Genomic DNA, 12,227 nt, shown 5'->3' with positions numbered 1-12,227 from the left:
ATATTTATTTTGATATATATCTTGTTTTTTATTGAAATGATAATAATTGCTTGAAAATTACCTTATTGTTTTTAAAAAAGAAAAATTTTGTTAATGTATAAAACTTAGACTAAAGTCTAAATTGGTAATATTTTGTTTCACTCAATGCACTAAATTGGGTATAAAAATATGATTAGTAATTTGAATTTATAAATTACTAAACATTGGCTTGATATTTGCTTGGGATATGCAGGTATTTAGCCAAATCTATCGATTGGATAAACAAAAGCTAAAACAAACGATTCATCACAGGAGTGAATATGAAACTTTCTTCCAAATCAGTACTTACCTCAACCTTAATGCTTTGTATGATGGGAGGAGCGAGCCAAGTCCAAGCGGCAGATACACTAGCCAAAATTAAAGCGACTGGTAAAATTGTGATTGGCCATCGTGAATCATCAGATCCGATTTCTTATGTTGTGGCAGGAAAACCAGTTGGCTATGCAGTTGATATCTGTAACAACGTGGCGAATGAAATCAAAAAAGAATTGAAAATGCCGAACCTTAAGGTTGAATATAAGGCTGTAACTTCATCAACCCGTATTCCTGAACTGTTGGCAGGCAATATTGACATGGAATGTGGTACAACGACCAACTCTTTACAGCGTCAGCAACAAGTGGGCTTCTCAACCAATTACTATGCAACAGAAGTGCGTATGGCTGTAAAAGCAGGCACAAATGTTAAAAGTATTGGTGATTTAGATGGTAAAGCAGTTGTGACTACACAAGGTACAACTTCTGATAAATACATCAAAATGAATGAAAAAGGTCAAGCTGTAAACGTACAAAATGTTTATGGTAAAGACCATGCTGACTCATTTGCTATGTTGGCTTCTGGTCGTGCAGCAGCATTTGTTATGGATGACAATATCTTGGCTGGCTTGATTGCAAAATCTTCAAATCCTAAATCATTTGCAATTGTTGGACCTGTACTCTCATCTGAACCTTACGGCATTATGTTGCCAAAAGGTGACCCGAAATTTAAAGCAGTTGCAGACAAAGTCGTCACAGGTATGTGGAAAACAGGTCAAATGGATAAACTTTATAAAAAATGGTTCCAATCTCCAATCCCACCTAAAAATGTAAACTTGAACATGGCTCCAAGTGCATCATTTAAAAAGTTAAAAGCTCGTCCGACTGATGCAGGTATTTAAACTGCAATAACAGGATGTTACTGATCACCCGCTATGGAGAGCAGGGTGATCGGTTTATAGTTTTTATAAGGTGAATGTATGTCTCTTGGCTCATTAAATTGGACAACTTTTTGTTCAGCATCAAATGAATATGGTGTCGAGAAAGCACAGTGGGCTGAAACAGTATGTCAACATATTGGTGGTACAAGCTATTCGCAGTTGGCTGAAGCACCAACATGGTTGCAGATGCTTGGCAATGGCGTGGTGACCATGCTTTGGACAGCTCTACTTTCATTTGTGATTGCATTTTTTTTAGGTTCGTTGCTGGGTGTTATACGGACGCTACCCAACAAACCGCTTGCCGCTATTGGTAATCTCTACGTTGAAATTTTTCGTAATATCCCATTAATTGTTCAGCTTTTTTTCTGGGCATTTGTCTTTCCCGAATTTTTACCGCAAAGCTTGAGTGCGGGTAGTGGTGAGGTTGTTGCAGGTGGTTGGTGGAAAAACCTGCTCAATCAGAACCCTGCTAGCATTGGTGTTATGGCGCTAGGTTTATATACCGCAGCGCGTATGTCTGAGCAAATTCGTGCAGGCATTTTAACTGTGCCACGTGGTCAAAAGTTTGCAGCTTCTGCAATGGGTTTTACCACTGCACAAAGTTACCGTTATGTCATTCTACCTGTTGCTTATCGTATTGTTTGGCCAACCATTACGTCTGAGTCCATGAACATTTTCAAAAACTCAGCAGTATTATATGCGCTTAGTGTATTGAATTTCTTCGCTTATACCAAAACTATGCGTGAAGAAACCTCCCAAGATATCGTCATTTTGATCTTATCTACCCCTGTTTATCTGATTATTACCTATACCATCAAAGCATTTATGGCATGGATTGAAAAACGCATGTCAGTCCCTGGTTTAGGCTCGGGGGGTAAGTAAGATGGATTTTAGTTTATTACAACATGCTGATGTCACACATGCCTTACTTAAAGGCTTGGGCTTTACTGTGACAGTATCATTACTGGCGATGATCGGCGGTATCATGATTGGTACGCCGCTTGCAATGATGCGTTTATCCAACAATTGGTTCGCACGTAATTTTTCTAAGCTGTATGTTGACTGTTTTCGTGGTATTCCACTGATTCAGGTTATCTTTATTTTTTACTTTTTGCTGCCTAAAGTTTTTGAATTTCAGTCAGATACTTATTATGGGCCACTCTTTTCGAGCGTGGTGACCTTTGCCGTTTTTGAAGCCGCATTCTTTTCAGAAATTGTGCGTTCGGGGATTCAGTCAGTTTCTAAAGGACAGGTATTTGCGGGTTATGCACTGGGTTTTACCTATGGGCAATCCATGCGTTACGTTGTCTTGCCACAAGCTTTTCGCAACATGATTCCAGTTTTGCTAACTCAAACCATTATCTTGTTCCAAGACGTGTCATTGGTTTATGTAATTAGCGCACCTGATTTCTTGGGTAATGCTGACACACTTGCCAATACTTATGGGCCAGAAACCAAAGCAACTTTCTATCTCGTTGTTGCTATCGTGTACTTCTGTACATCATTCTGCCTGTCCAAACTCGTCAAACGCTTACAAGAAAAAATTGCCATTATTCGCTAATTTAGGAGATAGCAAAATGCCTATGATCGACATTCAACATATCTCTAAATGGTATGGTGATTTCCAAGTTCTCACAGATTGTACAACCACAATTGAAAAAGGCGATGTCGTTGTCGTCTGTGGTCCTTCGGGTTCAGGAAAATCAACACTGATTAAAACGGTGAATGCGCTTGAACCATTCCAGAAAGGCGACATTATTGTTGATGGTGTTTCACTCAAAGACCCAAAAACCAATCTTGCCCAATTTCGTTCACGTGTCGGAATGGTATTTCAGCACTTTGAGTTGTTTCCGCACATGACTGTGTTGGAAAATTTGACCATTGCACAAGTCAAAGTACTAAAACGCAACATCGCCGATGCACGTGCCAAAGCCACTCAGTACCTTGAGCGTGTAGGCTTATTGGCACATAAAGACAAATTTCCAGGTCAGCTTTCAGGTGGTCAGCAACAACGTGTCGCAATTGCACGTGGTTTGTGTATGGATCCAATCTGTATGTTGTTTGATGAACCAACGTCAGCACTTGACCCTGAAATGGTGGGTGAAGTTCTCGATGTCATGGTGCAGCTTGCCAATGAAGGCATGACCATGATGTGTGTTACCCATGAAATGGGCTTTGCTAGAAAAGTATCTAATCGTTTGATTTTTATGGATCAAGGTCAGATTCTAGAAGATTGTGCTACTTCAGAGTTCTTTGGGAATCTGGACGCACGCCATGAACGTGCCAAACAGTTCTTAGATAAAATTCAAGCTGTTCACTAAGTTAAAAGCTTGACGGGGAAGAAACCACAATATGCGAAAGTGTATTGTGGTTTTTTAATGTGCAGTAAATTTAGATCAAACCAATTTTGTTGAAAAAATTAGCATAAATTTCAGCTTTCTTTTCTAAAGCTAGTGGATATGCTCGCGAGCTAGAGGGGAGTCGATATAAATTGAGTGACCGATCAAGAAAATCGACCTGACTGGGCTGGTTAAATTGTGGTTTAACGCTGTTTTTGGGGAAATTGGTCATCAATGTATCTGTGGCTTTGTCCCCTGTGGTCATGATGCTATGACACTCAGGGATTTGCTTGAGCAAAACTGATAAATCTGTTGCGCGTACAACCTGTAAAAACTGATCTGAAGCATTACCTTTGAGTCGAATGACTTCACAAGCTGCATCAAAAATAGCAATACCTTTTTCATTGAGAAAATCTTCAATCTGTTGCTGAAAGAAATTTTTATTGGCGAGATCTAGAAAATGGTTTTTATCGTTAAAGAAGCAGATTCCCATAATTCGCCACATGTCATTTTGAAAATTTGGGTAGTAGAATTGCATTTTCCATTTATTTTGTGGCGGTGGAAAACTACCAAGCATCAATAACTTGGCTTGTTGAGGCAGAAAAGGTGTTAAAGGGTGTGTTTCAGTCACAGAGATAGACATGATTTTGTTCAATTCTTGCAGAAGCCATAAACAGTGTAGCAAAATAGCGGCTTTGATAAAAAATGATGATACAGGGATATGACCACTTTTTTTGATTTGCCAATACAGGTTCAGCCTGAACACATTGACTTGCTTGGGCATGTGAATAACGTGGTGTATGTCAGTTGGATGCAAGATGTTGCCCATGCCCATATTGCGGCTTTAGGCGTAGGACTCGAGCAATATATGCAAATGAAACATGCAATGGTTGCTGTTGAGCATCAAATGCAATATCGTAAGGCAGTTTTGGCGGGTGAAGAACTGATTTTAAGAACTTGGTTTTCTGATCTTAGTGCGATGTATTCATTTCGCGAATATGCTTTTTTTAGACCCAGTGATCAGGCGGTTGTGTTTCTGGCTAAAACCAAATGGACGTGTATCGAAATTTCTACAGGTCGTCCAAAGCGGATGTCTCCGACATTTTTAAATGCATACCAACCGCTTGACCCAGAAATTAATCCTTATGATTTTTCAGATAAAACTGAAGCTTCCTAATTTTTCAGCGAATCAACGCTGTCAGTTTAAATAATGGATACTTTAAAATATCCATCTGCTATAATCCTCGCAATTTCGTTAACAGTTTGTGCTGTGTACAACATGATTTTTAGCGTACATAGCGATTTTCAATTTCTTAAGGTAGCCCATGGCGCAAGCTAAAAAATCTGTTGATATCAAAAACATCCGCAACTTCAGTATCATTGCACATATTGACCATGGTAAGTCGACTTTGGCTGACCGTTTCATTCAAATGTGTGGCGGATTACAAGAGCGTGAAATGCAGGCTCAAGTCTTAGACTCGATGGAGCTTGAGCGTGAACGTGGGATTACCATTAAAGCGGCTTCTGTAACACTGTACTATACGCATCCAAATGGTCAAGAATACCAGCTGAACTTCATTGACACGCCAGGACACGTCGACTTCTCTTATGAGGTTTCACGTTCTTTGGCTGCATGTGAAGGTGCATTGCTGGTGGTCGATGCTGCACAAGGTGTTGAAGCGCAGTCTGTTGCAAACTGCTATACCGCGATTGAGCAAGGTCTAGAAGTTCTTCCTATTCTTAATAAAATCGATTTACCGCAGGCTGAACCTGAGCGTGTCATCCACGAAATTGAAGAAATTATTGGGATTGAAGCGACTGATGCCCCAACCTGTTCAGCAAAAACAGGCTTAGGCGTTGAAGGTGTATTGGAGCGTCTCGTTGATGTGATCCCTGCGCCTGAAGGTGAGCGTGATGCGCCACTACAAGCTTTAATTGTTGACTCATGGTTCGATAACTACTTAGGTGTCGTGTCACTGGTTCGTATCAAGCAAGGTCGTATCCGTAAGGGTGACCGTATGTTGGTTAAATCGACAGGTCAAGTACACCCTGTGACTTCTGTCGGTATTTTTAATCCAAAACATACCGAAACAGATATGCTTGAAGCGGGCGAAGTAGGCTTCGTGATTGCAGGGATTAAAGATATTTTTGGTGCGCCAGTGGGTGATACCATCACACTTGCATCAACACCAGAAGTGGCAACTTTACCTGGATTTAAAAAGGTTAAACCTCAGGTTTATGCAGGTTTATTCCCAATCGATTCAAGTGATTTTGAACCGTTCCGTGAAGCGTTGCAAAAACTTCAAATCAACGATTCAGCGTTGTTCTTTGAACCTGAAAGTTCAGATGCTTTAGGTTTTGGTTTCCGCTGTGGCTTCTTAGGCATGTTACACATGGAAATCGTACAAGAACGTTTAGAGCGTGAGTACGATTTAGACCTGATTACCTCAGCGCCAACCGTAATTTATGAAGCATTGACCAAAGCAGGCGAAACGATCTACATCGACAGCCCGTCAAAAATGCCAGATGGTTCAACGGTTGAAGATTTGCGTGAGCCAATTGCAGAATGTCATATCCTTGTTCCTCAAGAATATTTAGGTAATGTCATGACGTTGTGTATTGAACGTCGTGGTGTTCAAAAAGATATGAAATTCTTGGGTAACCAAGTCTCAATTACCTTTGATATTCCAATGGCTGAAGTGGTCATGGACTTTTTTGACCGCTTGAAGTCATGTTCACGTGGCTTTGCATCTTTAGATTACAACTTTGTACGCTTCGAAAGCGCAAGCTTGGTGAAAGTTGATGTCTTGATTAATGGTGATAAAGTCGATGCTTTAGCCATGATTTGTCATCGTAATGATGCCCGTTACCGTGGTAATGCTCTCGTTGAAAAAATGAAAGAATTGATTCCACGTCAAATGTTTGATGTCGCCATTCAAGCTGCGATTGGTGCGCAGATTATTGCGCGTTCAACTGTGAAAGCAATGCGTAAGAATGTGTTGGCAAAATGTTATGGTGGTGACGTATCCCGTAAGAAAAAATTGCTTGCGAAACAAAAAGAAGGTAAAAAGCGTATGAAGCAAGTGGGAAGTGTTGAAATCCCACAAGAAGCCTTCTTAGCCGTTTTACAAGTTGATAAAAAGTAAGTGTCTTTAGGAAAAGTCCATGGATTTTGATTTTAATTTGATCCTCGTTCCCGTTACCTTGATTTTGTTTTTTGTTTGGGTACTCGATAAAGTCAAACTCAAACAAAGAGCCAACAAAGGGCGAGGCAATGAAAACGTCATTATTACATGGGCTTATGATTTTTGGCCAGTATTAGCAGTTGTTCTGATTCTACGTTCATTTTTATATGAACCATTTAATATTCCATCTGATTCTATGGTACCAACCTTAGAAACAGGTGATTTTATTTTGGTCAATAAATTTGATTATGGCATTCGCTTGCCTTTGATCAATAAAAAAGTGATTAATATTGGGGAACCCCAACGTGGCGAAGTGATCGTTTTCCGTTATCCATTACAACCTAGTATTAGCTATATTAAACGTGTGGTGGGTTTACCGGGTGATCGTGTGGCTTATCATGATGGCAAACTATTTATTAATGGTCAGGCTGTTGCAACAACAGTCACGCCATTTAGTCGTGAAAAAGATCAGTTGTCGTCATTTCAGCCAAAATATACCTATGAAACCCTAGGTACGCATAAGCATTTGGTTCGTCATTTGGAAGGTCGTGACCCATTAATTGAGCAATACAATTATGCAATGAGTCAAAATCAGGCGAGTGCGATTCCATTTGTTGCCAATCTGAATAAGACTTTTGTACAAAGTGATGGTAAGGCTTGGGAGGTGACCGTTCCTCAAGGACATTATTTTGCGATGGGCGATAACCGTGATGAAAGTGCAGATAGTCGTTTTTGGGGATTTGTACCTGAAGAAAACTTAACTGGACGAGCTTTTTATGTTTGGATGCATAAAGAACCAGGTTTACATCTTCCAAGTTTTTCTCGAAATGGTAAAATCAGTTAAAAACCAACTTGAATAATCTGGATTATGGATAATAAAAATGCGTAAATTTCAACATGGGGCATCGTATAGTACTTTTCTACTAGGGGTAATTGTCGCGTCAATGATTTTAAAGATCGTCGTGGCAATTTGGCCTGCTTATTGGGATGACCACATCATCAATAAGCAAATCGAATCGACCTTGCTAGAAAATGATTCAAATCTGACACCTTCTAAATTTATTTCAAATATGAATGATCGTTTATCAATGAATAACATTAATGATTTAAAGATGGAAAATATTGCCAAGGTGTCTAATGATGGTGGACAATTGCATGTGACGAAGCACTATGAAGTGCGTCGGCATTTTCTATTAAATATTGATTTAGTTTTAAGCTTCGAGAAAAATTTTGATCAAAGGACAGTCCAAGCTAAGTAATTTTCGCTTAGCTCAGCAAATCGGCTATGAGTTTAAACAACCTGAATTACTTCAGCTTGCATTAACTCATCGCTCGGTGAGTCACAAATATAACTATGAGCGCCTAGAGTTTCTAGGCGATTCATTGTTGGGTATGATGATCGCACATTACCTTTATCATGCCTATCCGCATGAAAATGAAGGGCGTCTGACGAGAATGCGAGCAACATTGGTCAGACAAGAAGCTTTAGGAAAGATCGCCAATGATTTGAAACTCAGCCAGTATATGATTATGAGTACGGGTGAGTTAAAATCAGGTGGACATCATCGAGAATCTATCTTAGCAGATACAGTTGAGGCCATTATTGGCGCGATTTATCTGGATTGTGCTGATTTAGAGGTTCTGAAAAAAATTGTTCTAAAATGGTATGCACCTTATTTTAGTCATATTGAACCAACGGACCAGCTCAAAGATCCAAAGTCGCGTTTACAAGAATATTTACAAGCACACAAAAAACCTTTACCTGTGTATGAAGTGACGGATATTCAAGGCGATGCGCCGAATCAGCACTTCAAAGTCGTGTGCAAAGTGGAAGATTTTCCAATAACACTGGGTGAAGGTAGCAGTCGACGTTTTGCAGAGCAGTCTGCGGCGGCTGAAATTTTAAAATTATTGGAGCAAAAAACAGCATGACGATGTCATCTGATCAACCAGACGATCAATCTGTGAACCCTGAAAATTCTGATTTGATCAATCAATTTTTTAGTTCACAAAGTGCCGCGCTGCCTGCTGACTTCAGAAGTGGTTTTGTGGCAATTGTTGGACGTCCGAATGTCGGCAAGTCGACTCTCATGAATCACTTGCTAGGACAAAAGCTGTCAATTACGTCACGTAAACCACAAACAACACGCCATAAAATTATCGGTATCGACACTCGTGAAAAGTCACAAGCGGTTTATGTTGATACCCCAGGGATGCATAAAAAAGAAGTTCGCGCCATCAATAAAATGATGAACCGTGCTGCACATTCAGCATTGCGTGACGTGAATCTTGTGCTATTTGTGGTTGATGCACAAAAATGGACACAGAATGATGATCTTGTCCTTGAAAAATTACAAAATGCGCAAATGCCTGTCATTTTGGTCATCAATAAAGTCGATACGCTTGAAGATAAAAAATCACTGTTACCTTTGATTCAAGAACGTACCAAGCTGATGAAGTTTGCAGAAATTGTTCCTGTTTCTGCATTACGTGGTGCAAACCTTGATCATTTACGCGATACGATCGAAAGCTATTTGCCATTTTCTGAACCATTGTATTCACCAGACCAGATTACGGATCGTTCAGAGCGCTTCTTGGCAAGTGAAATCATCCGTGAAAAAATCATGCGTCAATTGGGGGAAGAACTTCCCTACGATTTGACTGTGCAGATCGAGTCTTTCCGTACTGAAGAACCGACCGTACATGAAAAAACAGGTCGTTTAAAACCAGCATGTACTTATATTGATGCGACCATTTTTGTCGAACGCCAAGGTCAAAAAGCCATTGTCATTGGTGATAAAGGTGCAAAACTGAAACGTATTGGTATGGATGCACGTGTTGATATGGAAAAAATGTTTGAACAGAAAATCATGCTGACACTTTGGGTGAAAGTCAAAGGTGGCTGGTCTGATGATGAACGTGCATTGAAAAGTTTAGGTTATAGCGATATTTAATTGCTTCGCTATAGAGGGGAACAGCATGATACGAATAGGTATTATTTTAGCAACTGTAATTTTATTGCAGGGGTGTATTACTAGTATTGTGACTGTTCCCATTAAAGTTGCTTATAAAACCACCAAAGGTGTGGTTAAAGGAACAGCCGCTGTTGTGCGTGCTGTAACCCCTGATGGGGATGATGATAAAGACAAATCTAACAATCAAGAAAAACAAAAAAATCAAGAGAAAGATTAAATCATTCAATGCGTAATCAAGTCTTACATGGATATTTGATTCATCATCGAAAATACCGTGAACGTAGCCACATTATTCATATTTTTAGTCAGGAATTTGGGCGTATTGATGGTATGTTGCGGCAAAATTCACCTCCTCAATATCAACCGTTGCGTCTGCAAGCTTCTGGAAAATCAGAGTTAAAAAACTTTAGTCAGCTCGAAATTCAATCTCAGCCGATATTTTTTCATGGAGATGCCTTTTTTTGTGGCTTTTATCTGAATGAATTGATTTTAAGACTCTGCCCATTAGAAGAAGCATTACCGCAGAGTTTTTTGCAATATGCATCTGCAGTGCAAAATTTACAGCATCTTAATAGTTATGCCGAAGCAGAGCGTCCTGAATTTTTAAAGCAGATTTTGCGTCAGTTTGAGCATGTGCTTTTGCAAGAACTCGGCTATGCCATCGATTTTTCAAAAGATGCCAACCAAAATGATGTGCTGCCAAATGCACATTATCAATTTCAACTGAATGAAGGTTTTTTACCTGTTATCAGCCGAAGTTCAGCCAGTTTGCAAGGCGAGCTAATTTTAAGCATGCAAACACATATTCAGGGTAGGGATTTTTCTGCACAGCAGTTACAATGTCTTACCAAGCTTTACCGACAAATGATAACCGCACTTTTGGGTGATCGACCCTTAAAAAGTCGGCAGTTGTGGATACAGCATCGTCAAGTTCAGAACTAAATAGGAAATACGTTATGGCCGCCTTACTGGGTGTAAATATTGACCATGTTGCGACTTTAAGACAAGCTCGCGGAACTCAATATCCTGATCCTGTCAAAGCTGCACTGATTTGTGAGCAAGCAGGTGCAGAAGGAATTACGTTGCATTTGCGTGAAGATCGTCGTCATATTCAGGATGATGATGTCCGCCGCATGCGCCCAGCTTTAAAAACACGTATGAACTTGGAACTGGCTGTGACCGATGAAATGGTGGCATTTGCTAAAGAAATTCAGCCACATCACGTGTGCTTTGTTCCTGAAAAACGTCAGGAATTGACCACAGAGGGCGGTCTGGATGTTGTGGGTAACTTTGAGCACGTCAAAGCTGCTACTCAAGAACTGACAGCAATTGGCTGCGATGTCTCATTATTTATTGATGCTGATGTTGCACAAATTGATGCAGCGGTTGCTTGTGGTGCAGCAACGATTGAGCTACATACAGGCGCTTATGCCGATGCAGAAACTCCCGAAGCACAGCAGCACGAATTGCAACGTATTATTCAGGGCGCTGAATATGCGGCATCAAAAGGCTTGGTGGTGAATGCAGGACATGGTTTGAACTTGGAGAATGTGGCACCAATTGCAGCAATTTCACAAATCCATGAATTGAACATCGGACATTCAATTATTGCAGACAGCGTATTTGTGGGCTTAGAACAAGCCGTACAGCGCATGAAAGCCGCAATTCAGGCAGCGAGCGTATAATGTCTATGCCAGATTATGATGAATTGATGCAGCCAGTGATCGGTTTTTTGGGCTGTGAAACACCCAAAGCATGGCTTGATGAAGCACTCAATAACCTAGAGTTGTTGATGCAAGATCATGCCAACTGCGAAAAGAAAGCCGCGGGCACCGCCATGAATCTGATGTTTCGCTATAGCTTCTTTACCGATTTGCAAGTAAAACTGGCACAGTTGGTTCGTGAAGAAATGCTGCATTATGAACAGGTGTTAGAGTTCATGGCAAAGCGTGGTCAGGAATGGGAAGCGGTCAGTGCAGGACGTTATGCGGGTGGTTTACGTAAAGAAATCCGTACCTATGAGCCTGAGGCTTTAATCGATGTTCTGATTATCGGGGCATTTGTGGAAGCGCGTTCTTGTGAGCGTTTCTATGCTTTGGCACCTTTGGTGGATGAAGAGTTAGGGCGTTATTATCGTTATTTGCTTAAGTCTGAGTCACGCCACTATGAAGACTATTTAGCGCTTGCGCTTGATGTGGCAAGAACTGCGAAAATGAAAAATCCTGAAGAGGATATTCAGCAGCGGATTGCTCAGATTCGTGAAGTAGAGAAAAATCTAATTCAAAGTCCAGATGATACGTTCCGTTTCCATAGCGGTGTGCCTGCTACAGTTGCGGCATAAGTCAGACATAAAAAAATCCTCTCCATGTGAGAGGATTGAGCTATGTAAAACCAATAGCCTTGATAATTACTTAGACGGTTAGAGCGAGTTTTATTGAGTAATTTAAGCCAATCGAGATATATAAATTTTTACCCTAAAAAATAAATTTTAATCAA

Annotated in this window: 15 protein-coding genes; 14 read left to right on the top strand and 1 reads right to left on the bottom strand. The window is 40.3% G+C overall.

Annotated features, from left to right (window positions below; all coding sequences use genetic code 11):
* The first annotated feature begins 299 nt into the window (after positions 1–299).
* The 4 genes from GBN19_RS10345 (at position 300) to GBN19_RS10330 (ending at position 3,553) form a co-directional block, all read left to right on the top strand.
* On the top strand, positions 300–1,193 hold the full coding sequence (locus GBN19_RS10345; protein WP_151710431.1) for an amino acid ABC transporter substrate-binding protein: 894 nt from the start codon (positions 300–302) through the stop codon (positions 1,191–1,193).
* A 78-nt stretch (positions 1,194–1,271) separates the two neighbouring features.
* Positions 1,272–2,114 carry an amino acid ABC transporter permease gene (locus GBN19_RS10340; protein ID WP_151778077.1) on the top strand — a complete coding sequence of 281 codons (843 nt, stop codon included), beginning with the start codon at positions 1,272–1,274 and terminating at the stop codon, positions 2,112–2,114.
* Between the two features lies 1 nt (position 2,115).
* Positions 2,116–2,793 carry an amino acid ABC transporter permease gene (locus tag GBN19_RS10335; protein ID WP_151778076.1) on the top strand — a complete coding sequence of 226 codons (678 nt, stop codon included), beginning with the start codon at positions 2,116–2,118 and terminating at the stop codon, positions 2,791–2,793.
* Positions 2,794–2,809: 16 nt separating this feature from the next.
* Positions 2,810–3,553 (top strand): amino acid ABC transporter ATP-binding protein, encoded by a 744-nt coding sequence (locus GBN19_RS10330; RefSeq protein ID WP_151778075.1) that lies wholly within the window; start codon positions 2,810–2,812, stop codon positions 3,551–3,553.
* 70 nt (positions 3,554–3,623) lie between these two features.
* Here GBN19_RS10330 and GBN19_RS10325 read toward each other — a convergent pair whose 3' ends face one another.
* Positions 3,624–4,214, bottom strand: a complete 591-nt coding sequence (locus GBN19_RS10325; RefSeq protein ID WP_151710427.1) for a uracil-DNA glycosylase family protein — start codon at positions 4,212–4,214, stop codon at positions 3,624–3,626.
* Between the two features lie 78 nt (positions 4,215–4,292).
* Here GBN19_RS10325 and GBN19_RS10320 point away from each other — a divergent pair, with 78 nt between their 5' ends.
* The 10 genes from GBN19_RS10320 (at position 4,293) to miaE (ending at position 12,072) form a co-directional block, all read left to right on the top strand.
* On the top strand, positions 4,293–4,748 hold the full coding sequence (locus GBN19_RS10320; RefSeq protein WP_151710426.1) for an acyl-CoA thioesterase: 456 nt from the start codon (positions 4,293–4,295) through the stop codon (positions 4,746–4,748).
* 148 nt (positions 4,749–4,896) lie between these two features.
* Positions 4,897–6,717 carry a translation elongation factor 4 gene (gene lepA, locus GBN19_RS10315; RefSeq protein WP_151710425.1) on the top strand — a complete coding sequence of 607 codons (1,821 nt, stop codon included), beginning with the start codon at positions 4,897–4,899 and terminating at the stop codon, positions 6,715–6,717.
* A gap of 19 nt (positions 6,718–6,736) precedes the next feature.
* Positions 6,737–7,600 (top strand): signal peptidase I, encoded by an 864-nt coding sequence (gene lepB / locus GBN19_RS10310; protein ID WP_151778074.1) that lies wholly within the window; start codon positions 6,737–6,739, stop codon positions 7,598–7,600.
* 37 nt (positions 7,601–7,637) lie between these two features.
* Positions 7,638–8,015, top strand: a complete 378-nt coding sequence (locus GBN19_RS10305; protein ID WP_151778073.1) for a DUF4845 domain-containing protein — start codon at positions 7,638–7,640, stop codon at positions 8,013–8,015.
* Positions 7,987–8,688, top strand: a complete 702-nt coding sequence (gene rnc / locus GBN19_RS10300) for a ribonuclease III (RefSeq protein ID WP_151710422.1) — start codon at positions 7,987–7,989, stop codon at positions 8,686–8,688. Before GBN19_RS10305 ends, rnc begins: the two co-directional genes overlap by 29 nt.
* A 2-nt stretch (positions 8,689–8,690) precedes the next feature.
* A complete protein-coding gene (gene era, locus GBN19_RS10295) occupies positions 8,691–9,710 on the top strand; it encodes a GTPase Era (RefSeq protein WP_171494472.1) in 1,020 nt (339 codons plus the stop codon).
* A 25-nt stretch (positions 9,711–9,735) separates the two neighbouring features.
* Positions 9,736–9,948: an NF038104 family lipoprotein gene (locus GBN19_RS10290; RefSeq protein WP_151778071.1), complete on the top strand. Its 213-nt coding sequence runs from the start codon at positions 9,736–9,738 to the stop codon at positions 9,946–9,948.
* An 8-nt stretch (positions 9,949–9,956) separates the two neighbouring features.
* Positions 9,957–10,673: a DNA repair protein RecO gene (gene recO / locus GBN19_RS10285; RefSeq protein WP_151778070.1), complete on the top strand. Its 717-nt coding sequence runs from the start codon at positions 9,957–9,959 to the stop codon at positions 10,671–10,673.
* A gap of 14 nt (positions 10,674–10,687) precedes the next feature.
* On the top strand, positions 10,688–11,416 hold the full coding sequence (gene pdxJ / locus GBN19_RS10280; protein ID WP_151778069.1) for a pyridoxine 5'-phosphate synthase: 729 nt from the start codon (positions 10,688–10,690) through the stop codon (positions 11,414–11,416).
* Complete coding sequence (gene miaE, locus GBN19_RS10275) at positions 11,416–12,072, top strand: tRNA-(ms[2]io[6]A)-hydroxylase (RefSeq protein WP_151778068.1); 657 nt, start codon at positions 11,416–11,418, stop codon at positions 12,070–12,072. The genes pdxJ and miaE overlap by 1 nt, the downstream gene beginning before the upstream one ends.
* Positions 12,073–12,227 lie beyond the last annotated feature (155 nt).

This window comes from Acinetobacter brisouii (assembly GCF_008993995.1).
Taxonomy (GTDB): domain Bacteria; phylum Pseudomonadota; class Gammaproteobacteria; order Pseudomonadales; family Moraxellaceae; genus Acinetobacter; species Acinetobacter brisouii_A.
This window is presented reverse-complemented; position numbering and strand designations above follow the sequence as displayed.

Excerpts from the sequence above, each read along its gene's own strand:
- GBN19_RS10345 (WP_151710431.1), top strand. The coding sequence starts at position 300 with ATGAAACTTTCTTCCAAATCAGTACTTACCTCAACCTTAATGCTTTGT.
- miaE (WP_151778068.1), top strand. The coding sequence starts at position 11,416 with ATGTCTATGCCAGATTATGATGAATTGATGCAGCCAGTGATCGGTTTT.
- GBN19_RS10290 (WP_151778071.1), top strand. The coding sequence starts at position 9,736 with ATGATACGAATAGGTATTATTTTAGCAACTGTAATTTTATTGCAGGGG.
- era (WP_171494472.1), top strand. The coding sequence starts at position 8,691 with ATGTCATCTGATCAACCAGACGATCAATCTGTGAACCCTGAAAATTCT.
- recO (WP_151778070.1), top strand. The coding sequence starts at position 9,957 with ATGCGTAATCAAGTCTTACATGGATATTTGATTCATCATCGAAAATAC.
- lepB (WP_151778074.1), top strand. The coding sequence starts at position 6,737 with ATGGATTTTGATTTTAATTTGATCCTCGTTCCCGTTACCTTGATTTTG.
- GBN19_RS10330 (WP_151778075.1), top strand. The coding sequence starts at position 2,810 with ATGCCTATGATCGACATTCAACATATCTCTAAATGGTATGGTGATTTC.
- pdxJ (WP_151778069.1), top strand. The coding sequence starts at position 10,688 with ATGGCCGCCTTACTGGGTGTAAATATTGACCATGTTGCGACTTTAAGA.
- GBN19_RS10305 (WP_151778073.1), top strand. The coding sequence starts at position 7,638 with ATGCGTAAATTTCAACATGGGGCATCGTATAGTACTTTTCTACTAGGG.
- GBN19_RS10340 (WP_151778077.1), top strand. The coding sequence starts at position 1,272 with ATGTCTCTTGGCTCATTAAATTGGACAACTTTTTGTTCAGCATCAAAT.
- GBN19_RS10325 (WP_151710427.1), bottom strand. The coding sequence starts at position 4,214 with ATGTCTATCTCTGTGACTGAAACACACCCTTTAACACCTTTTCTGCCT.
- GBN19_RS10335 (WP_151778076.1), top strand. The coding sequence starts at position 2,116 with ATGGATTTTAGTTTATTACAACATGCTGATGTCACACATGCCTTACTT.
- GBN19_RS10320 (WP_151710426.1), top strand. The coding sequence starts at position 4,293 with ATGACCACTTTTTTTGATTTGCCAATACAGGTTCAGCCTGAACACATT.
- lepA (WP_151710425.1), top strand. The coding sequence starts at position 4,897 with ATGGCGCAAGCTAAAAAATCTGTTGATATCAAAAACATCCGCAACTTC.